Annotated in this window: 21 protein-coding genes; 5 read left to right on the top strand and 16 right to left on the bottom strand. The window is 71.2% G+C overall.

Annotated features, from left to right (window positions below):
• The first annotated feature begins 14 nt into the window (after positions 1–14).
• Both ABTX60_RS00715 and ABTX60_RS00710 read left to right on the top strand, forming a co-directional pair.
• A complete protein-coding gene (locus ABTX60_RS00715) occupies positions 15–407 on the top strand; it encodes a hypothetical protein (RefSeq protein WP_352094903.1) in 393 nt (130 codons plus the stop codon).
• Positions 404–2269 (top strand): caspase family protein, encoded by a 1866-nt coding sequence (locus ABTX60_RS00710; RefSeq protein WP_352094902.1) that lies wholly within the window; start codon positions 404–406, stop codon positions 2267–2269. The genes ABTX60_RS00715 and ABTX60_RS00710 overlap by 4 nt, the downstream gene beginning before the upstream one ends.
• 115 nt (positions 2270–2384) lie before the next feature.
• On the opposite strand, the gene ABTX60_RS00705 is transcribed toward ABTX60_RS00710, so the two are convergent.
• The gene (locus ABTX60_RS00705; RefSeq protein WP_352094901.1) at positions 2385–4646 is read right to left on the bottom strand and encodes an MMPL family transporter; all 2262 of its coding nucleotides are present in this window, start codon (positions 4644–4646) and stop codon (positions 2385–2387) included.
• A 339-nt stretch (positions 4647–4985) separates the two neighbouring features.
• On the opposite strand from ABTX60_RS00705, the gene ABTX60_RS00700 reads away from it, so the two are divergent.
• Both ABTX60_RS00700 and ABTX60_RS00695 read left to right on the top strand, forming a co-directional pair.
• Positions 4986–5534, top strand: coding sequence for a DUF1697 domain-containing protein (locus ABTX60_RS00700; RefSeq protein ID WP_352094900.1), 549 nt, complete (start codon positions 4986–4988; stop codon positions 5532–5534).
• Positions 5527–5901 (top strand): nuclear transport factor 2 family protein, encoded by a 375-nt coding sequence (locus tag ABTX60_RS00695; protein ID WP_352094899.1) that lies wholly within the window; start codon positions 5527–5529, stop codon positions 5899–5901. The genes ABTX60_RS00700 and ABTX60_RS00695 overlap by 8 nt, the downstream gene beginning before the upstream one ends.
• Here ABTX60_RS00695 and ABTX60_RS00690 read toward each other — a convergent pair.
• Positions 5882–6739, bottom strand: a complete 858-nt coding sequence (locus tag ABTX60_RS00690) for a transglutaminase-like domain-containing protein (protein ID WP_352094898.1) — start codon at positions 6737–6739, stop codon at positions 5882–5884. The two genes, ABTX60_RS00695 and ABTX60_RS00690, sit on opposite strands and share 20 nt — an antisense overlap.
• Positions 6740–6891: 152 nt before the next feature.
• On the opposite strand from ABTX60_RS00690, the gene ABTX60_RS00685 reads away from it, so the two are divergent.
• Entirely contained in the window at positions 6892–7719 is an 828-nt protein-coding gene (locus tag ABTX60_RS00685) for a GvpL/GvpF family gas vesicle protein (protein ID WP_352094896.1), read from the top strand.
• A gap of 25 nt (positions 7720–7744) precedes the next feature.
• Here ABTX60_RS00685 and ABTX60_RS00680 read toward each other — a convergent pair whose 3' ends face one another.
• The 14 genes from ABTX60_RS00680 to ABTX60_RS00615 form a co-directional block, all read right to left on the bottom strand.
• Positions 7745–8485: a sirohydrochlorin chelatase gene (locus tag ABTX60_RS00680; RefSeq protein ID WP_352094894.1), complete on the bottom strand. Its 741-nt coding sequence runs from the start codon at positions 8483–8485 to the stop codon at positions 7745–7747.
• Between the two features lie 5 nt (positions 8486–8490).
• Entirely contained in the window at positions 8491–9387 is an 897-nt protein-coding gene (locus ABTX60_RS00675; RefSeq protein WP_352094893.1) for an ABC transporter permease, read from the bottom strand.
• Positions 9374–10162 carry an ABC transporter ATP-binding protein gene (locus ABTX60_RS00670; RefSeq protein ID WP_104778163.1) on the bottom strand — a complete coding sequence of 263 codons (789 nt, stop codon included), beginning with the start codon at positions 10160–10162 and terminating at the stop codon, positions 9374–9376. Before ABTX60_RS00670 ends, ABTX60_RS00675 begins: the two co-directional genes overlap by 14 nt.
• A 46-nt stretch (positions 10163–10208) precedes the next feature.
• Positions 10209–11312 (bottom strand): aliphatic sulfonate ABC transporter substrate-binding protein, encoded by a 1104-nt coding sequence (locus ABTX60_RS00665; protein WP_352094892.1) that lies wholly within the window; start codon positions 11310–11312, stop codon positions 10209–10211.
• A gap of 222 nt (positions 11313–11534) precedes the next feature.
• Positions 11535–12869 (bottom strand): sulfate adenylyltransferase subunit 1, encoded by a 1335-nt coding sequence (locus ABTX60_RS00660; protein ID WP_352094891.1) that lies wholly within the window; start codon positions 12867–12869, stop codon positions 11535–11537.
• A gap of 2 nt (positions 12870–12871) precedes the next feature.
• Positions 12872–13810, bottom strand: coding sequence for a sulfate adenylyltransferase subunit CysD (gene cysD, locus ABTX60_RS00655; RefSeq protein WP_352094890.1), 939 nt, complete (start codon positions 13808–13810; stop codon positions 12872–12874).
• The gene (cysC, locus tag ABTX60_RS00650; RefSeq protein WP_344463414.1) at positions 13807–14343 is read right to left on the bottom strand and encodes an adenylyl-sulfate kinase; all 537 of its coding nucleotides are present in this window, start codon (positions 14341–14343) and stop codon (positions 13807–13809) included. Before cysC ends, cysD begins: the two co-directional genes overlap by 4 nt.
• 23 nt (positions 14344–14366) lie before the next feature.
• Positions 14367–15077, bottom strand: a complete 711-nt coding sequence (locus ABTX60_RS00645) for a phosphoadenylyl-sulfate reductase (RefSeq protein WP_352094889.1) — start codon at positions 15075–15077, stop codon at positions 14367–14369.
• Entirely contained in the window at positions 15074–15262 is a 189-nt protein-coding gene (locus tag ABTX60_RS00640) for a hypothetical protein (RefSeq protein ID WP_352094888.1), read from the bottom strand. Before ABTX60_RS00640 ends, ABTX60_RS00645 begins: the two co-directional genes overlap by 4 nt.
• Positions 15259–16956 carry a nitrite/sulfite reductase gene (locus tag ABTX60_RS00635; protein WP_352094887.1) on the bottom strand — a complete coding sequence of 566 codons (1698 nt, stop codon included), beginning with the start codon at positions 16954–16956 and terminating at the stop codon, positions 15259–15261. Before ABTX60_RS00635 ends, ABTX60_RS00640 begins: the two co-directional genes overlap by 4 nt.
• Before the next feature lie 129 nt (positions 16957–17085).
• On the bottom strand, positions 17086–17169 hold the full coding sequence (locus tag ABTX60_RS00630; protein ID WP_311241247.1) for a putative leader peptide: 84 nt from the start codon (positions 17167–17169) through the stop codon (positions 17086–17088).
• Between the two features lie 126 nt (positions 17170–17295).
• On the bottom strand, positions 17296–17868 hold the full coding sequence (locus tag ABTX60_RS00625) for a GNAT family N-acetyltransferase (RefSeq protein WP_352094886.1): 573 nt from the start codon (positions 17866–17868) through the stop codon (positions 17296–17298).
• 66 nt (positions 17869–17934) lie between these two features.
• Positions 17935–19245 carry a hypothetical protein gene (locus ABTX60_RS00620; RefSeq protein ID WP_352094885.1) on the bottom strand — a complete coding sequence of 437 codons (1311 nt, stop codon included), beginning with the start codon at positions 19243–19245 and terminating at the stop codon, positions 17935–17937.
• A 175-nt stretch (positions 19246–19420) separates the two neighbouring features.
• Entirely contained in the window at positions 19421–20698 is a 1278-nt protein-coding gene (locus tag ABTX60_RS00615; RefSeq protein ID WP_352094884.1) for a GAF domain-containing protein, read from the bottom strand.
• Between the last annotated feature and the right edge of the window lie 148 nt (positions 20699–20846).

Raw genomic sequence — 20846 nt, 5'->3', positions numbered from 1 at the left:
ACGGGGGTGACCCGGTGGAGAACGAACTGCACATCCTCCTCACCGAAGAGGACGCGGAAGCCGAACGCGTCGCGGAACTGACCGGCTATCTGCGCGAGGAGCTGCTCGATCTCGACGTGGACGACGTCACCACGCTCCCCGGCGGTCAGGCCCCGCCCGGAACGCGGGCCGTGGACGTCACGCAGATCGGTGCCCTGCTGGTGACCCTGGGCAGCTCGGCGACCGCCCTGAACCAGGTGGTGACCGTGATCCGGTCGTGGGTGGGCCGTCGCCATGACACCCGCCAGACCGTGCGCCTGAAGATGGGGGACGACGTCCTGGAGGTGTCCGAGGCGACCGACGATCAGGTCGCCGAGGCGTTCGGGACATTCCTCGCGCGCCATTCCCCGGCTGGAGCCGAGCCATGACGGATTCCAGGCACGCGCTGATCATCGCCAACGACCGGTACGCCGACCAAGGGCTCAAGAAGCTCAGGGCGCCCGCCCAGGACGCCGCGGCTCTCGAGCGGGTGCTGCACGACCCGCAGATCGGCGACTTCGAGGTGGAGGTCGTGCACAACGCAACGGCCGACGTCATGCGCCGGAGCATTCAGGGCTTCTTCAACGAGCGCCGCCGCAGCGACACCCTCCTGCTGCACTTCTCCTGCCACGGCATCAAGAGCGAGTCCGGCGAGCTGTACTTCGCCGCGAGCGACACCGAGCCCCCGCTGCTGGCCGCCACGGCTGTCGCCTCCCAGTTCGTCCGCGCTTGCATGTCCGACACCCGGGCGGGCCGCAGCGTCCTGTTCCTCGACTGCTGCTACGGCGGGGCCTTCTCCCGGGGCTCGGCCTCCGTGCGCGCTTCGGGAGAGGTCAACGTCCTCGAGTCGTTCGCGAAGGACGAGCCGGCCAGCGGGCGGGGCTGGGCCGTCATCACCGCCTCCGACTCCATGGAGTACGCCTTCGAGGACCGCCAACTCACCGAGAACTCCGCTCCGCGTCCTTCACTGTTCACGCACGCGGTGGTCGAAGGCCTGGAGACCGGTGAGGCCGACCTCGACGCGGACGGGAAGGTCTCCCTCGACGACCTGTACGAGTACGTCTACCAACACGTGCGGGAGCAGAACCCCCATCAGACACCGAAGAAGGCGGCGGAGCTGCAAGGGGAGCTGCATCTGGCACACAGCCGGCGCGGCGGCATCAAGATCGGTGCCATTCCCTCGCCGCCGCCCTTGCGGGCGGCCATGAACAGCGACGAGTTCCTCACCCGGCGGGGCGCTGTCGCGGAGTTGTGCACTCGACTGCAGCGCCCTGAACTGGCCGTGGCGGAAGGGGCGCGTCAGCACCTGGCGGAGGTCGCCCAGAATGAAGTCCAGCCCCTCGCCGATCAGGCGGCCGCCGCCTTGAGCGAGATCCGCCTGGCACCGTCCCCGGATCACCTGGACTTCGGCCGTGTAGCGAGCGGCTCGCACCCTCCCGGGCGGTCCGTGACCATGCACGGCCCACCGCTGGCACGTCATTGCGTGGTTCAGCCCAAACAGCCATGGCTGCGGGTCGATCCGACCCGCAGTGGCCTGGAGGTCCACATCGACACGGCTGCCACGGGGCACCTCGCCGGCGACCTCGTGCTGAAGGGCGTGGCCGACGAGTCGGTGATCCACGTCGAGGCGGAGGTGACCCCGGCGGGGGAGGACGATCCCCCGAAGCCCGGACCGGACGTCCCGAACGACTCCCCGACGCCGAAGCACCGAGCGGAAGACAAGCGGCCCACGGTGGTCATCGAGCCCCCGCGCATACCGCCCGAGCCCAAGGAGCCGCTCAAACCCAAGGAGCCGCTCAAACCCAAGGAGCCGCCCAAGCCCAAGGAGCCACCCAGGACCACTCAGGAGCAGGAGCGAACGGACCGCCCGTCCCGGCGCGCTCCCGCCCTCGCCGGTGCCGCCCTCGCCCTCGCCGTCACTGCGCTCGCCATGCTCTTCATGACCCTTCAGAGGGGGGCGGTGGCCGTTGTGGAGCGGGCCGACGCAGGGGTGTACGGCAATGTCGAGGACAACATCCGTGAGCAGGGAGCACTCACGCCGCTCATCGTGTGTCTGATCACCGGCGGGGCGGCGCTGGCCGTCGGCGCGTTCGCCCGGCACGATCTGGACGCACGGAGGGATCACTACACGAGGCAGGCGGAGAGCGGCACGCACACGCTGACCTCGGTGGCGAAGGGCCTTGCGGTCCCCGCCCTGATCCTGGCCGTCCTCGCGGGCATCGCCTACCTGGTGGGCAGCGGCGAGTGGTGACCGCCTGCCGGAAACAGCGCCGGTTCGGCGTTTCGGATCACCTGCTCGTCGGAAGGCGTGGTGGGGCCCGTCGGTTCCCCGGCAACCGACGGGCTCCTCCACGCCACCGCGGCGATCAGACCTTGACCGGTTCGCCCTCGCCGTCCCGGGCCGCCGGCCCGGCGACCGCCCGCGGCGCCTCGTCGTGCGTGAGGTCCGGCAGTCGGTGCAGCCACCTGGGCAGATACCAGTTGCGTTCGCCGAGCAGCGCCATGACGGCCGGCAGCAGCACGCCCCGGATGATCGTCGCGTCGATCAGCACCGCGGCCGCGAGGCCGACGCCCATCTGCTTCATGGACTGCATGGACAGCGTCCCGAAGATCCCGAACACGGCGACCATGATGACCGCGGCACTGGTGACCACCCCGGCCGTGGTGACCACGCCGTGCCGGATCGCGTCCTTCGTCGCCAGACCCCGCAGCCGCGCCTCACGGATCCGGGAGACCACGAACACGTGGTAGTCCATCGACAGGCCGAACAGGATCACGAAGAGGAACAGCGGCAGCCAGGTGATGATCGCGCCGACGCCCTCCGCGCCCACCAGGGACGCACCCCAGCCGTGCTGGAAGACGGCGACGAGAATGCCGTACGCGGCGCCCACCGACAGCAGGTTCAGCACGATGGACGTGACCGCGATGGTCAGCGAGCGGAACGACAGCAGCATCAGCGCGAAGGCGAACACCACGACGAACGCGAACACCGGGACGACAGCGCCCGCCAGCTGGGCGTTGAAGTCCTTCGAGCCGGCCACCTGACCGGTGATGGGCGCCTGGACCCCGTCGACCTTGCCGAGCGTGGCAGGACGTACCTCGTCGCGCAGCTTGTCCAGGCTCGCGCCCGCCTTGTCCAGGTCGGATCCGCCGACGAGCGGGACGTAGACGAACGCGACGTTCCGCGCGTCGTGCAGCTTGATCTCCACCGGCCCCCGCGAGGCGCCCGAACTGATCGCCCGGTCACGGAAGTCGGCGAGCGCGGACTTCACCTCCGGCGCGTTGATGTCGCGCGCCTTGACGATCACCTCGGCCGGCTCGGAACCGCCCGGAAAGGCGTCGTTGAGCCGGTTGTACGTCTGCACGATGGGCAGCGAGTCGCCGAACTCCTGGTCCAGGGTGAGCTGTTGCGTCTTCATGCCGAGCGCGGGAGCCGTGATGGCCAGCAGCGCACCGGCCGCCACGACGGCGGCGATCACCGGCTTGGCGAGGACGCGCCGCAGCACGGCCGTCCAGAACCGGCTGTCCTGACTGCCACCCTCGCTGCCGCCCCGCGTGCGCCGCCTGAGGAACGGGATGCGGCCCTTCTCGACGCGCCCGCCCAGCAGCGACAGCAGCGCGGGCAGCACGGTCACGGACCCCACCATTGCCACGGCCACCACCATCAGCGAGGCCAGGCCCATCGCCTCGAACTCGGCGAGTCCCGTGAACAGCATGCCCGCCATGGCCACGCACACCGTGACGCCCGAGACGACGATCGCGCGGCCACTGGTCGCGGCGGCGATCCTCAGGGCCGTCTGCGCGTCCCGGCCGGCCTCGCGCTCCTCGCGCTCCCGGCGCAGGTAGAACAGGCAGTAGTCGACACCGACCGCCATACCGACCAGCAGCATCACGGAGTTGGCGGTCTCGCTCATCGGCATGACGTGGCTGACGACGCCCATCAGGCCCATCGTCGCCATGATCGCGGTGATCGCCAGTACCACCGGCAGCAGCGCGGCGACCAGCGCGCCGAACGCGATCAGCAGGATGCCGAACGCCACCGGCACCGCGGAGTACTCGGCCCTCTTGAAGTCCTCGCCGTACGCGTCGCCGAACGTCTTCATCATGCTGGCGCCGCCGATCTCCTCGATCCGCAGCGACTCGTGGTCCTGCTGGACGCCCTCGACGGCCTTCAGCACCGGTTCGATCCGCTCGCCGGCGGTGTCCGCCTCGCCGCGCACGTCGAACTGCACCAGCGCGCTGCGGCCGTCCTTCGAGATCGTCTTCGTCTCGTACGGCGAGGTCACCTCGGTGACCCGGCCGGTCCCCTCGACAGCCCGCACGACGGCGTCGACGGCCTTGCGGAACTCGCCGTCCGTCGCCTTCGGTTCACCGCCCTTGGCCTGGATCAGCACCGTCTCACCGGCCGGCTCCTCGATCCCGGCGTCCTCGATGATCCGGGCGGCGGTGTGTGTCTCGCCCTTCAGCTGGTCGCTGTCCTTGACGTCGACCCGGCCCGCCGCCGAACCGAGCCCCATCGCCAGGACGACGAACAGCACCCAGATACCGACGGCGGCCCATCGGTGCCGGGCGCTCCAGCCGCCGGCCCGGGCGGCGAAGCCCCGCACCCGCATGTCTCCGTTCCCCATGACCGGCTTGCCCCCTCGTGATGCGGCGGCGGCCCCCTGCCGCCCCCTTTCGTTTCGAAGGTATGGGCCGGATAAAGCCATCTCGTCGTGCTGCCCGGTGAAGTGACGGGGCCGGAACTCATCCCCATGGCGTGAGCCTCTCCCCACTGGGGAGGACCTGCGCAGACTGTGGTCCCTTACACCTATCGCCAGACAAATCGGGCTCCTCGGGTGTGTGGATCCTGAGCAGACGGTTGTGCCCCGCGAAGACCGATGAGTAATTTACGGGGCCGGGCAGCTGCCCGCCGCGGCCGTCGTGCCCACCCCCACGGGGCACGACGGCCGCTCTATCGTGAGCGGATGACGACGACATACGCGGCCCTGCTGCGGGGCATCAACGTGGGCGGCAGCAAGAAGGTCCCCATGGCCGACCTGCGCACCCTCCTGACGGACCTCGGCCACGGCGACGTCCGCACCTACCTGCAGAGCGGCCAGGCCGTGTTCTCCTCCGGGCACGGCGACGAGGAGTCGCTGGCCGCCGGGATCGCGCAGGCCATCGAGAAGCGCTTCGGATTCGGCGTCGACGTGATCGTGCGCGACCACGCCTACCTCGAGGCGATCGCCGGCGCCTGCCCGTTCCCGGCCGCCGACCTGGAGCCCAAGCAGCTCCACGTCACCTACTTCTCCACGCCCGTCACCCCCGACCGCTTCGCGGAGATCGACCAGGACGCCTACCTCCCCGAGGAGTTCCGCCTCGGCGACCGGGCCCTGTACCTGTACGCCCCGAACGGCCTGGGCCGCTCCAAGCTGGCCGAGCACCTGTCGAAGCCGCGCATCAACAAGGGCGTGATCGCCACGACCCGCAACTGGAACACCGTCGTCAAGCTGGTGGAGATGACCGGTGCCTGAGCACAATCCCGCCGTCGAGTCCGCGATGGAGGGCGAACTCGCCCTGCTCACCCCGAAGGTCCGCCGCTCGCCGGAACGGGTCGGGGCGCTGCTCCACCCCGACTTCCACGAGTTCGGCGCCTCCGGTCGGCACTGGAGCCGGTCCGCCATCATGGCCTCACTGGCGGCGACCACCGAGCCGGGAGCCCGCCCCGTCGCCGTCAGCGCCCTCCGAGGTGTCCAGCTCGCACCGGACCTGGTCCACCTCACGTACGACACGGAGTACGACGGCAGCCGCGCACACCGCAGCTCGCTGTGGCGGCGCACGGAGGGCCGCTGGCTGCTCTATTTCCACCAGGCGACCCCGTTCAGCGAACGGGCAACGTGACACGGCGCTCTCCGAGGTAGGGCGCGTACGACGTGATCGCGGCCGGCACGGTCAGCCTGGGGTCCGCGAAGAGCCGCGGCCAGTCGTCCTCGGAGCGGGCCGCGGCGACCGCGTCGGCCGCCGCGAGATCGTCCTCGGTGAGCGGCGCGCCCTTGCGGAGCCCCGGCTCCCAGCCGTCCCAGGGCAGCAGCTCCACACCGTTCAGCGCCGCCAGGTCGCGCAGGACGTTGCCCCGTACGAACCACAGGCCGCGCAGCCCTTCGGCAGAGCCGAAGCCGCACGTCTGCGGGTCCACCCGACCCTCGCGGCAGGCCCGCCAGACGTCACCGGCCACCAAAAAGGCGTCCCGCGGCACGTCCATCGGGTCGAACGGGACGTCGTACCCGCTGTGGACTTGCGCGTCGGCCAGCCGCAGGCCGCCGTCCGGCGCGCGGTACTCGGTGACCCAGTGGTCCTCGTACCAGCCGTCGCCGAAGTAGGTGGCGAACCCGCAACGCAGACGCGCCGGCGTCCCCGTGGCCCGCAGCAGCGAGCACAGCAGGAGCGAGAAGTCCCGGCAGGTTCCCACGAACCTCCCGCCGGGCTCCCGGTGTTCGGTGAGGGGAGTGCTCCCGCGCTCCCGCAGGATCCGCAGGATTTCCGTGACGTACCGGGACTCGGCGTCGTGGCGCAGCCGCTCCCCGGGCACGTCGTACCCGAACCGCCCGCCCTCGCACCGGTGGATGATCAGGCCCCTGACCAGCGCGGCCAGCCGGCGCGGCTCGCGGGGCAGGCCGCTCGTGTCCCAGCCCCCGGGATCGCTGTACGGCGTCTGCCGCGAGAAGAAGTCCTCGTTCATGCCGGGACCCTCGGCCCTGCCCCTGGGGCAAGGTCAACCCGCCGGCCGTTCACCTGAACACCGCCGCCGCCCCCTGCGTACCTAGGGACGGACGGCACGAGAACGGAGTCTCGCGAGAGGAATCGCACGGCCACCGACAGGAGCCCGCAGTCATGAGCGACACGAACCTCGTCTACGCCTACGCGGTCCTGCGCCGCACCCCCGAGGCCGCGGCGGCCACGCCCCATCTGCGCGGTGTCGCCGGTGAACCGATCCACCTGATCACCCCGGCGGTCACCGGCCCCCAGCTCGCCTTCGCCATCGGCCACGTCCCGCCCGCCGACTACGACGACACCCCCCTCCAGGCCCACCTCCACGACGTGGACTGGCTGGAGTCCACGGTCCGCTCCCACCACGCCGTGGTGGCCGCCCTGGTCGCCTCCGGTGCCGCCGTACTGCCCCTGCGCCTCGCCACCGTCTACCGCGACGAGGACCGCGCCCGCCAGGCACTGGACACCCGGCGTGGTTACTTCCTGTCCCTGCTCGACCGCCTCACGGGCCATGTCGAACTCGGCGTCAAGACCTACGCCGCCCCGGACATCACCCCACCCGGAGCCGGCACCGAGTCCGCACCGGACCCGGTCACGGCCCTCGGTGTCGGCCGCGCCTACCAGGTCATCCGCCGCCGCAGACAACGCCGGAACGACGAGGCATGGCGTACGGTCACGGAGGCCGCCGCCCGCCTCACCGACACGGCCGCCGCCCTCGCGGCCGGCCGCGTTGCCCACACCCCCGAACGCGGCAGCCTGGCGGGCTCGGCCCCCGGCACCAACATCGGCAACGACGCCTACCTCGTCCCGGCCGACCGCGTCCACGCCTTCCGCACCGGCATCCTCGCCACCGCCGAGGGCGTCCCCGGCCTCCGCGTGGAGATCAGCGGGCCCTGGGCCCCGTACTCCTTCGCCCTGCAACCGGAACCGTACGAGGAACCGGCGGCGTGAGCGTGGTGCCGCGGCCCGGCCGAGGTCAGGCGCTCGCCGCCGCGGGCAGCGGCATCCGGGCCGCCTCGTACCGTTCCAGCACCACCCGTGCCACCTCCGGCGCCGGGCCCAGGACGTCCGCCAGGACATCCGCCTCGGCCGCGCCCCGGGCGATGCGGTCCGGGAGGAAGCCGGGGGCCAGGACGTAGGGGGCGACGGCCACGCGGGCACAGCCGAGGGCGCGGAGTTCGCGGACGGCGTCCTCCGTGCGCGGAAGGGATGCGGAGGCGAACGCAGGCCGCACGGCGCACCAGCCGGTGTGCCGCCACTCCCGCGCGATGTCTGCGATCACTGCGATCGCCTCCGGGTCGGTGGACCCCGCCGAGGCCAGGACGACCCCGGTCGAGGACTTGTCGGCGGGCGTCAGGCCCGCCTCGTACAGGCGCCGCTCCAGTGCCGCCAGCAGCAGGGGAGAGGGGCCGAGGACGTCCGCCTGGTGGATGCGCAGCTGCGGGGGCGCGTCCGCGAGGACCGCGGGAATGTCCGCCTTCGCGTGGAACGCCCGGGTGAGCAGGAGGGGCAGGGCGACGACGTCGCGTACACCCTGCACCGCCAGGGACTCCAGGACCCCCTGTACCGAGGGGACGTTGAAGTCCAGGAAGCCCGTCTCCACCCGTACGTCGGGGCGCGTCGCGCGCACCCGGCGGACCAGGGCGTGCACCGTCGCGGCATGCCGCGGGTCGCGGCTGCCGTGGGCGATGACGAGGAGGACGGGCTTGTTCGTCATGGACTTCAGTTCTTCACCAGCAGGCCGCGGCTGCGCAGCACCCACCGCTCCAGCGGGCTGAAGATCAGCAGGTCGATGGCGATGCCGACGATCAGGATGAGCAGGATCGCCTCGAACACCATGGCCATGTCGCTGGCGTTGCGGCCGTTCTCCAGCAGCTGGCCGAGGCCGACGCCGAGGTCGGGGAAGGACGCGATGATCTCGGCGGCCATCAGGGAGCGCCAGGAGAAGGCCCAGCCCTGCTTCAGGCCCGCCACATAGCCGGGCAGGGCCGCGGGCAGGACGATGTGCCAGGTGCCCTTGAGGCCCGTGGCGCCGAGCGTGCGGCCCGCGCGCAGGAACAGCGGCGGCACCTGGTCGACGCCGGAGACCAGACCGTTGGCGATCGAGGGGACCGCGCCGAGCAGGATCACCGCGTACATCATCGAGTTGTTCAGGCCCAGCCAGATCACCGCCGGCGGCACCCAGGCGACCGACGGCAGGGACTGCAGGCCCGACAGGATCGGGCCGATCGCCGCGCGGATGAACCTCACCCGGGCCACGATCAGGCCCAGCGGCGTGCCGATCACCAGCGCGAAGAGGAAGCCGAGCAGACCGCGCGAGACGCTGGTCCAGATGTAGCCGAGCAGCTCGCCCTGAAGCCACGCCGTCTGGACGACGTCCCACACCGCGGACGGCGCGGGCAGCTTGGTCGGATCGGCGACGACCTTGAACGAGACGAGGGCCTGCCACACCGCCAGCACCAGTGCCACGGCGAGGACGGGCGGCAGGATCTTCTGGGTGAAGGTCTGCCGGAACGGGACCCGGCTCGTCTGCCGCGTCTCCAGCGCGTCGAGGCCCGCCTCCAGCCCGGCGAGATCGTTGCCGTCCTTGGCGACGGTCGTCGAATCAGTGCTGGCCATGACGGCGGATCTCCCCACGCAGTTCTTCGGTGATCTCGACGGACAGCTCCGCCACGGCGGTGTCCTCGATGCGGCGCGGATGCGGGATGCCGACCGTCCACTCCCGCGCGATCCGCCCGGGGCGGGACGACAGCAGCACCACCCGCTGCGCGAGCCGCACCGCCTCGCGCACGTTGTGCGTGACGAACAGGACGGACACCTGCGTCTCGCGCCAGATGCGGGTCAGCTCGTCGTGCAGCACGTCCCGCGTGATGGCGTCCAGCGCCGCGAACGGCTCGTCCATCAGCAGCAGCTTGCTCTCCTGCGCGAGCGCACGCGCCAGCGCGACCCGCTGGCGCATACCGCCCGACAGCTCGTGTACCCGCTTGCCGTGCGCGCCCTTCAGCCGGACGAGTTCGAGCAGTTCCTCGGCCCGCTCGCGGCGCTCGGCCTTCGGCACGCCCCGCAGCTTCAGGGCGAGTTCGATGTTCTTGCCCGCGGTCAGCCACGGGAACAGCGCGTGCTCCTGGAACATCAGCGCCGGGCGGCCGTCCGTGGCGATCTCGCCGGCGCTGGGGCGGTCCAGGCCCGCCACCAGGTTGAGCAGGGTGGACTTGCCGCAGCCCGAGGCCCCCAGGAGGGTGACGAACTCTCCGGGCGCGACATCGAGGGTGATGTCGTCCAGGACGAGCTGCTGTCCGGCGGGGCCCGGATACGACTTCGACACGTGCTCGATCCGGGCGGCGTGCGTGGCCGACTCGGTGCCGTCGGCGGCCTTGGTGAGGGTCGTGGCCATGGTCGTCACCTCCTGGGAACTCTTCATGCGGCTTCGGGATGCGGGCTTACTTCGCGCCGAGACCGGCGTCGTCGACCGCGGGCTCGCCCTCGGCCTTCAGGACCTTGTTCAGCGGCGCGAGGTCGTAGATGCCCTTCAGGTCCGGCTTCTCCAGCAGCCCCGCCTTCACGGCGTGCTCCGCCTCGGTGTTGAGGGTGGAGGCCAGCGGGTCGTCGGTGAACCGGATCGACTTCCACGCCGGGTCCAGCACGTCGGCCGGCAGCGCCTTGCCGGTCTCGGCCTCCAGCAGCTTGTTCGCCGCTTCCTTCGCCGCGTCCGAGTTGGCGTTGATCCACTTGTTGGTCTCGACGGAACCCTTGAGCACGGCCTCGACGACCTTCGGGTGCTTCTTGAGGAAGTCCTGCCGCACGATGATGTTCGTGATCACGAACTTCTTGTCCGGCCACAGCGTCGACTCGTCCAGCAGCACCTTGCCGCCCTCGGCGACCAGCTTCGACGCGGTCGGCTCCGGCACCCAGGCGCCGTCGATCGACCCGGCCTTGAAGGCGTCCGGGGTGACCTTGTTGTCGCTGCGGACGACCGTGACGTCGCCCTTGCCGCTCTGCGGGTCGACCTTCCAGCCCTGGTCCGCGGCCCAGTTGAGGAACGCCACGTCCTGCGTGTTGCCGAGCTGCGGGGTGGCGATCCGCTTGCCCTTGACGTCCTTCAGCGACTTGATCTTGTCCGGGTTGACGACCAGCTTCACACCGCCGGACGCCGAACCGCCGATGATGCGCAGGTTCTTGCCCGCGGACTTGGTGTAGCCGTTGATCGCGGGGGAGGGGCCGATCCAGCCGATGTCGATGGAACCGGAGTTGAGCGCCTCGATCTCCGAGGGACCGGCGTTGAAGACGGCCGGCTCGACCTTGGTGGCGCCGAGGGCCTTCTGGAAGAAGCCCTTCTGCATGCCCACCAGAGCGGTGCCGTGGGTGAGGTTGCCGAAGTAGCCGATCTTGACGGTGTCGAGACCGTCGATCTTCTTGGCCCCGGCGGCGACCTTGGCGGCCCCGTCGTCCTTGGCCTCGGAGCCGTAGCCGCAGGCGGCCAGAGTGAGCAGTGGGAGTGCGGCGATGACCGCGAAACCGCGGCGCAGAGCGGATGAAGCAGGCACGGGAGGTGGTCCTCTCGGAGGCCCGGCGGTCACGGTCTCTCAGGTCGTGGCCGGGAGGTCGGCAGGTTTTCGTCTACGGCGGTGGGGGGTGAGGGCGCGCAGGCAGTGCGCGTACGTCAGCGCACACATCGCGCCACTCCGCCCTGCCCGCTGCCGAGAGCACCGCTGCCGACGCGGCCGCCCTCCTTCGCGAACGTGGAGTAGAAGTCGGGGGATGTCATGTCAGAAGTCCCACCCGTCGTTCTCGGACTCGTCCTTGACCGGCTCCGGGGCCGCGAAGGACTCGCCGACCATGCCGGCGGTGAGGGTCTGGCCGTCGTTCGGGTCGATCAGGATGAACGAGCCGGTGCGGCGCGAGTCGGCGTAGGAGTCGACCGGCAGCGGCTCGGCGGTGCGGATCTTCACCCGGCCGATGTCGTTGGCGACGAGCTGCCCCGGGTGCGGGTGCAGGGACAGGTCGTCGAGCGTGAGACGGGACGGGATGTCCTTGACGATCGCCTTGACGGTGCGGGTGCCGTGCTTGAGGAGCACCCGGTGCCCGACCGTCAGCGGGGCGTCGGCGACGTGGCAGACGGTCGCCTCGATGTCCTGCGTGGTCGCGGGCGCGTCCTTGCTCGGCACGATCAGGTCGCCGCGCGAGATGTCGATGTCGTCCTCCAGCAGGAGGGTCACCGACTGCGTCGTCCACGCCACGTCCACCGGCTCGCCCAGCAGGTCGATGCCGGAGATCTTCGAGGCGCGGCCCGAGGGCAGCACCGTGACGGACTCGCCCACGTGGAAGGAACCGGCCGCGATCTGACCGGCGTAGCCCCGGTAGTCGGGGTGGTCCGCGCCCTGGGGACGGATCACGTACTGCACGGGCAGCCGGGCGTGGCAGTGGCTCAGGTCGTGGCTGACCGGCACCGTCTCCAGGTGCTCCAGCACGGTCGGGCCGCCGTACCAGTCCATGTTCGCGGAAGGCTCCACCACGTTGTCGCCGACGAGCGCCGAGATCGGGATCGCGGTGACCTCGGGGACGCCCAGCTCGGTCGCGTACGCCGTGAACTCCTCGGCGATGGCGGCGAACACCTTCTCCTCGTAGCCGACGAGGTCCATCTTGTTGACGGCGAGGACCACGTGCGGCACGCGCAGCAGGGCGGCGATGGCCGCGTGCCGGCGGGTCTGCTCGACCACGCCGTTGCGGGCGTCGACCAGGATCACCGTCAGCTCGGCGGTGGAGGCGCCGGTGACCATGTTGCGCGTGTACTGCACATGGCCGGGGGTGTCGGCGAGGATGAACCGCCGCAGGGGCGTGGCGAAGTAGCGGTACGCCACGTCGATGGTGATGCCCTGCTCCCGCTCGGCCCGCAGGCCGTCCGTCAGCAGCGCGAGGTCCGGTGCCTCCTGGCCCCGGCTCGCGGAGACGCGCTCCACGGCCTCCAGCTGGTCGGTGAGCACCGACTTGGAGTCGTGCAGCAGCCGCCCGACCAGGGTGGACTTGCCGTCGTCGACGGAGCCCGCGGTGGCGAACCGCAGCAGGGTGGTCTCCGCGAGTTCCTCGGTGGTGATCGTGCTCATCTCTAGAAGTACCCCTCGCGCTTGCGGTCTTCCATCGCGGCCTCGGACATCTTGTCGTCGGCGCGGGTGGCGCCGCGCTCGGTGAGCCGGGAGGCGGCGATCTCCACGATCACCTTCTCGATGGTGTCGGCGTCGGAGTCCACCGCGCCGGTGCAGGACATGTCACCCACGGTCCGATAGCGCACGAGCCGCTTCTCGACGGTCTCGCCGTCCTTCGGTCCGCCCCACTCGCCGGCGGTCAGCCACATGCCGCTGCGGGAGAACACCTCGCGCTCGTGGGCGTAGTAGATCTGCGGCAGCTCGATGCCCTCGCGGGCGATGTACTGCCACACGTCCAGCTCGGTCCAGTTGGACAGCGGGAAGACACGGACGTGCTCGCCGGGCGCATGCCGGCCGTTGTACAGGTTCCACAGCTCCGGGCGCTGCCGGCGCGGGTCCCACTGGGAGAACTCGTCACGCAGGGAGAACACCCGCTCCTTGGCCCGGGCCTTCTCCTCGTCGCGGCGGCCGCCGCCGAAGACGGCGTCGAACTTCTCCGCCTGGATCTTCTCGGTCAGCGGCAGCGTCTGCAGCGGGTTGCGGGTGCCGTCCGGGCGCTCCTTGAGGACACCGCGGTCGATGTACTCCTGGACGGAGGCGACGTGCAGCCGCAGCCCGTGCTGCTCGACCGTGCGGTCGCGGTACTCGAGGACCTCGGGGAAGTTGTGCCCGGTGTCCACGTGCAGCAGCGAGAACGGCACCGACGCCGGCCGGAACGCCTTCAGCGCCAGGTGCAGCATGACGATGGAGTCCTTGCCGCCGGAGAAGAGGATCACCGGCCGTTCGAACTCGCCCGCCACCTCGCGGAAGATGTGCACCGCCTCGGACTCGAGGGCGTCGAGGTGGGAGAGCGCGTACGGGCTTTCGGTCCCCTCGGAAACGGTGGCGACGGTCGTCGTCATGCCAGTCCCCTTTCGCTGAGCAGGGCGTACACGGACGCCGCGGACTCCTGCACGGTCTGGTTCTGCGACTCGATGCGCAGGTCGGGCGACTCGGGCGCCTCGTACGGGTCGTCGACCCCGGTGAGCCCCGTGAGCTCGCCCGCGGCCTGCTTGGCGTACAGGCCCTTCACGTCCCGCTCGCTGCACACCTCGACGGGCGTCGCGACATGCACCTCGACATAGCCGGTGCCGTTCGCCTGGTGACGCTTGCGCACCGCGTCCCGGCTGTCCTGGTACGGCGCGATGACCGGGACGAGGGCGAGCACGCCGTTGCGGGCGAGCAGCTCGGCGACGAAGCCGATGCGCTGCACGTTGGTGTGCCGGTCCTCGCGGCTGAAGCCGAGGCCCGCCGAGATGAACTCGCGGATCTCGTCGCCGTCGAGCACCTCGACCCGGTGGCCCTCCTCGCGCAGGCGGCCGGCCAGTTCGTAGGCGATCGTGGTCTTGCCGGCGCTCGGCAGACCCGTGAGCCAGACGGTGGCTCCGGTCGTCACGTCACTCTCCTGAATCGTCGTCGTCATCCGTGCAGCCCGCACTCGGTCTTGCTGCGGCCCGCCCAGCGGCCGGCCCGTGCGTCCTCGCCCTCCAGGACCCGGCGGGTGCAGGGGGCGCAGCCGACGGAGGCGTAGCCGTCCATCAGCAGCGGGTTGGTGAGCACGCCGTGCTCGGTGACGTAGGCGTCCACGTCGTCCTGGGTCCAGCGGGCGATCGGGGAGATCTTGACCTTCTGCCGCTTCTCGTCCCAGCCGACCACCGGCGTGTTCGCCCGGGTCGGGGACTCGTCGCGGCGCAGGCCGGTCGCCCAGGCCTGGTAGTCCTTCAGGCCCTCTTCCAGCGGCTGCACCTTGCGCAGCTTGCAGCACAGGTCGGGGTTGCGGTCGTGCAGCTTCGGGCCGTACTCCGCGTCCTGCTCGGCGACCGTCTGGCGCGGGGTGAGCGTGATGAGGTTGACGTCCATCACGGCCTCGACCGCGTCGCGGGTGCCGATGGTCTCCTCGAAGTGGTAGCCCGTGTCGAGGAAGACCACGTCGACGCCGGGCATCGCGCGCGCCGCGAGGTGGGCCACCACCGCGTCCTCCATCGAGGAGGTCACGCAGAAGCGCTTGCCGAAGGTCTCGGCCGCCCACTGGAGGATCTCCAGCGCGGAGGCGTCCTCCAGGTCGCGGCCCGCCTGCTCGGCGAGCTTCTTCAGGTCCTCGGCGGTGCGCTCTTCCTGAATGGTCGTCATATCTGTGCCCCTCCGGAATCGGATCGCTTCAGCCCCTGGGCCAGCAGCCCGAGGAACTTCAGCGAGAAGGCCCGGTTGCACGCCGCGCATTCCCATGCGCCGTGCCGGCCGTCGGCGGCCTCGCTCGGACGCAGGTCCTCGTCACCGCAGTAGGGGCAGTAGAACGGGGCGGCTCGCTCGCTCACGACAGGGCCTCCTCGCCGGCCCGCGCCGCCCAGGTGGCGAACCGCTCGCCGTCCTCACGCTCGGCCTGGAACCGCTTCAGGACCCGCTCGATGTAGTCGGGCAGTTCGTCGGAGGTGACCTTCAGACCGCGCACCTTGCGGCCGAAGCCGGCCTCCAGACCCAGCGCCCCGCCCAGGTGCACCTGGTAGCCCTCGACCTGCTCGCCCTGGTCGTTCAGCATGAGCTGGCCCTTGAGACCGATGTCCGCGACCTGGATACGGGCGCAGGCGTTCGGGCAGCCGTTGAGGTTGATGGTGAGCGGCTCGTCGAAGTCCGGCAGACGGCGCTCCAGCTCGTCGATCAGCTGCGCACCGCGCTGCTTGGTCTCGACGATGGCGAGCTTGCAGAACTCGATGCCGGTGCAGGCCATGGTGCCGCGCCGGAACGTGGAGGGCCGGGCGGTCAGATCGAGCGCCTCCAGGGCCTCCACGAGTGACTCGACCTTGTTCTCCTCGACGTCGAGGACGATCATCTTCTGCTCGACGGTGGTCCGCACCCGGCCCGAGCCATGGGCCTCGGCGAGGTCGGCGATCTTCGTGATGGTCGCGCCGTCGACGCGTCCCACGCGCGGGGCGAAGCCGACGTAGAACCGGCCGTCCTTCTGCCGGTGCACACCGATGTGGTCGCGCCACTGCTGCGAGGGCTGGTCGGGGGCCGGCCCGTCCACCAGCTTGCGCTTCAGGTACTCGTCCTCCAGGACCTGCCGGAACTTCTCCGGGCCCCAGTCGGCGACGAGGAACTTCAGGCGAGCGCGGGTGCGCAGCCGGCGGTAGCCGTAGTCGCGGAAGATCGAGATGACACCCTCGTAGACGTCCGGCACGTCGTCGATCGAGACCCAGGTGCCAAGGCGCACGCCCAGCTTGGGGTTGGTGGACAGGCCGCCGCCGACCCAGACGTCGAAGCCGGGGCCGTGCTCGGGGTGCCGGACGCCGACGAACGCGACGTCGTTGATCTCGTGCACCACGTCCAGCAGCGGCGAACCCGAGATGGCCGTCTTGAACTTCCGGGGGAGGTTCGAGTACGCCGGGTTGTTCAGGACACGGCGCTTCATCTCCTCCAGCGCCGGGGTGGCGTCGATGATCTCGTCCTCGGCGATCCCCGCCACCGGCGAGCCGATCATCACACGCGGGGTGTCACCGCAGGCGGTGACCGTCGACAGGCCCACGCCCTCCAGCCGGTTCCAGATCTCGGGCACGTCCTCGATCCGGATCCAGTGGTACTGGACGTTCTGCCGGTCCGTGATGTCGGCGGTACCGCGCGCGAACTCCTGCGAGATCTCGCCGATGACCCGCAGCTGACGCGTGGTCAGCGCACCGCCGTCGATCCGGACGCGCAGCATGAAGTACTCGTCGTCCAGCTCCTCCGGCTCCAGGACGGCCGTCTTGCCGCCGTCGATGCCGGGCCTGCGCTGGGTGTACAGACCCCACCAGCGCATCCGGCCGCGCAGGTCGTTGGGGTCGATCGAGTCGAAGCCCCGCTTGGAGTAGATCGTCTCAATGCGTGTCCGCACATTGAGACCGTCGTCGTCCTTCTTGAACTGCTCGTTGCCGTTCAGCGGGGTGTGGTGCCCCACGGCCCACTGACCCTCACCGCGGTGACGGCTCACCTTGCGGCGGGGAGTCGCGGCGGCAGGCTTCTGCGGGGTGGCGGCCATGGTTGATACGTCCTTCGGGACAGGCGAAAATGCGGCTCTGACCTGCGCATGCGTGCGCATGGGCATAGGGCGCGTCATTGCGCAGGAGTGAGGCTGGAAAGAAAGATGTCGGGCGCGGGCTGAGTACGCTCAGTGCGCCGGACAGATGGCGCTGGACATGCGGCCGAGGTCGACGTGCCGCCGACTCACCAAGGCAATTCCAGTTCCAGACATGACGGAAGCGTGTCACGGCGATCTGGACACAGTCCAGCTTCGTCCAAGATGCGGACACCCTTGTCTCGCAGGGCAAGACAAGGGTGGTGTGGGTCACATCGGACGCTCCCGAGGTGTCCGTCCAGGTCAGACGGGGAACGCCCCAGGCCACGGTCCCGGAGCGGCGACCTCCGTTTCCTCCTCGACCTTGGTGTCGAACAGCTTGAAGCCCCGCCGCCGGTAGTTGTCCATCGCGTGCTCGCCGTCCTTGCTGCAGGTGTGCAGCCAGACCCGCTTGGTCGGCGTCAGTCCCGCCCAGCGGTCCGCGAGGTCCCAGGCCCGGGCCGCGCCGTACGACAGCAGGTGCCCGCCGATGCGCCGGCCGCGGAAGGCGGGGAGCAGCCCGAAGTAAACGATCTCCACGACCGCGTCGTCCTGCGCCTCCAGCTCCACGAACCCCGCGGGCGTGCCCCGGTCGTACGCCACCCACGTCTCCACGCCGGGCCGCTCCAGATGCTCCACCCACCGCGCGTACGGCCAGCCGAGCCGGTCCGTCCAGAGGATGTCGCCGCCCACCGACGCGTACAGGAACCGGCTGAACTCGGGCGAGGGCACCTCGGAGCGGACGACCCGGACGTCCCCGTCCGGCGCGACGGTCGGCAGCAGGTCGGTCGGGGCGGTCTGCTCCAGGGACCAGGTGGTCACGGCGATGGTGGTCATACGGGTCAGAAAATCATCTGACCCACTCGTCTGTCGATCGGTCCCGTGCTCCGCGGGGGACGCCGGTCAGTCCAGCGCCCGGTCGACCGACCTCAGCGGCAGCGCGAACAGCATCCGCCCCGACTGGGACCAGACCTCGCCGGTCTCCTCCCAGTAGGACAGGGAGCCCGACCCGCCGCTCCAGCAGTTCCGCGTCTCGTCCGTGCCGCACTCCGCCGCCCGGGCGCCCTCGGTGTCCTGGCGCCACAGCGTCCCGTGCCCGCCCGGGCTGCCCGCCGCGCGGTCCAGGTACCAGCCCGAGCGGTACGCCAGCACACCCCGCACCTCGGCCGTCTTCGTCTCGTACGCCTCGGTGGGGGCCGCCCGCCCCGAGGAGTCGGTGGTGAGCGGGCCGGAACGGTCCGGATCCCGGCTCAGCGCGTAGCGCCACAGCCGGGTGCGCCGGTCGCCGTCCGCGGGCACCCACTCGCTCGCGACCAGACTGTCGGGAGAGGTGCTGCGGTCCAGGGAGACGGTGGCCGGGCGGGGTGCGTCGCCCCCGCCGGGCAGGGTGTACGAGCCGACGGCCGGCAGCACGAACCGGTAGCCGTGCGCCGCCCAGCCGCCCCGGACCCGGCCGACCGCGTCGGACTCGACGGTGGCGCGCTGGATGCGGTCCATGTCGTACACGTACAGGGCGTCCCGGCCGCCCTCGCGGGTCGTCACCAGCAGCTTGTCCTGGTACCAGACCATGCCGGACAGGGGGGAGAGAAGCCCCCGGTAGTCCCGCCCGCCGTCCACCGGGACGGCCAGCAGGGCCCAGGTGTAGCGCAGCGCGCCGGGGTCGTTCGCGTCGACGAAGGCGACCTTGGCCAGGCCCTGCCCGGGGGCCGGGCCGTCCATGGAGCCGCCCGCGGCGCTCCGGGTCCAGCCGGAGAGGATCACGCGGTTGCCGCCCCAGCGGCCGTCGTCGTCCGCGTCGCCCGAGGTCGTGACCGCGCCGGCCCGCCAGCCCCGGGTGTCGGAGCCGCCGAAGCAGTACGCGCGGGTGGCCGCCGGTTCCACCGGCAGGCTGCGCTTCTCCGCGGCCGAACAGCCGGCCGCGTCCCGCAGTGGGAGGTCCGCGCTCTCCAGTACCGTGCCGACGCCGACGGGCCGGCCCATCTTCGACGCGAGCCGGTCCAGCCACCGCTCCGGCACCCGATGCTCGGCCAGGGACGGCTGCCCGGCCCCGTCGGACGCGGCGACCGGCTTGAGAGCCCCGGGAGCGTCGGCGACGGTGGCCTGCGAGGCGCTGATCAGGGTGGCGGCCGCGGTGAGCGCGAGGGCCGTCCCGGCCAGGGTCGCCCGTAGCGCCCTGCCCCGCCTGCGCCGCCGGTGTCTGCCGCGATGCTTCATAACGTCCTCCCGAGACGGACCAACTGCGCCTGATGATCCGCACGTTGACGGAGGAGCAGGTGGGGTGGTCCGTAGAGGGATGCTACGGCAGGTGAGCGGTGCCGCGGACGAAGACCCCGCAAATATGCGAAAGATGCACCCCCGGGGGCGGCCTGTACGGCACGCGCAGTGAACCTCAGGGCGCCGCCGCGGCCCCGCGTCGCCTGCTCACCGCCGGTGCGATCGAGTGCGGCAGCAGATCCCGGGGGTCGGCGGGAAGCAGCACCTCGACCTCGGCCTCCTCGGCGAACCGGTACGGGCGGTGTTCCAGGAACGCCCCCAGATACCGCCGTACCCGCGACATCTCGGCCCGCACCGTCACCGTGCGGGCCGGGTCCCCGAACATGTCCCCGGCCAGCCCCGAGGCGCTGCGGCCGGAGCGGTGGACGGCGAGGAGATACAGCAACTCCGCGTGCCGGGGACTCACTTCCCGGACCCAGGAGCCGGCCTCGCCGCGCACCTCCACCGACCAGCGCCGCGCCCGGCTGAGGTCCAGCACGATCCGGGCCGGACCGTGCGGCACCGGCTCGCCGGTGGCCGCCCGCACCAGCCAGCCCCCGGCCAGCGGCTCCACCGAGCACGGCCCGAGCGCCGGCAGCCGTATCGGGCCCGCCGACAGCGACTTCGGCAGGGCCACGCGCCGCACGTACGGCATCCCGCTGACCGCGGCGGTCCAGCCGTCCGGGTCGACGACCAGGGCACGGCCACCGAGCCGGGCCAGCACCGGCGCCGCCACCGCGCGCAGCCGCTCCAGCGACTCCGTGTGCATCTCCCGCAGCCGGGCCTCGGCCAGTCCGGCCACCGAACCGACCCAGGCGAGCGTGGCCGGGTGCATCGTCTCCAGCGGCCCGCTCACATCCACCACGCCGAGCAGCCGGCCGTCCCGCGGATCCGTCAGCGGAGCGCCCGCGCAGGTCCAGCCGGCCTGGGAGCGCACGAAGTGCTCCGAGGCGAAGACCTGCACGGGCCGGCGCACCACGGCCGGGGTGCCCACGCCGTTCGTGCCGACGACGTCCTCACGCCAGTCCGCACCCAGTTCGAAGCCGAGCCCGTCCGCCCTGCGCAGCACCTGCGGGCTGCCCTCACGCCACAGCACCCGGCCGTCCTCGTCGGCCACCACCATGATGTGGTGGGCGACGTCCGCGGCAGCCAGCAGGCCCTCCCGCAGCACCGGCAGCACATGGCGCAATACCGACGTCTCGCGCCGCCGCTGCACCTCCTCGCGGGACAGCGGGTCCGCCCGTACGTCGTGGTCCGGGTCGACGCCGCCGCGCAGCATCCGCTCCCAGGACCGCTCGATCACGGGCCGCGGTGACACCGGGGCGGGCTGCCCGGCCAGTCGCGCGGCGCGGACCTCGCTGAGGACCCGGGCCGCGCGTGTGCTGTCGACGGCGGCCAAGTGCGTGACGTCCATGCGCGTGCGCCCCCCGGAGTCGCTTCTGACTGTCCGTCTCATAGTGCCGCCTGCCCCGGGCGGGCGCGCACGGTCCGGACACAGTCAGCAGCAAGTTGCAACCCCCTGCAACCCTGGTGGACGGCCCGGCCGTGTCCGAAACTTGATC

The sequence above is a fragment of the Streptomyces sp. NPDC126510 genome (assembly GCF_040302345.1).
GTDB lineage: Bacteria > Actinomycetota > Actinomycetes > Streptomycetales > Streptomycetaceae > Streptomyces.
Note: the sequence above shows the minus strand (reverse complement) of the source record. Positions and strands in the feature narration are given on the sequence as shown.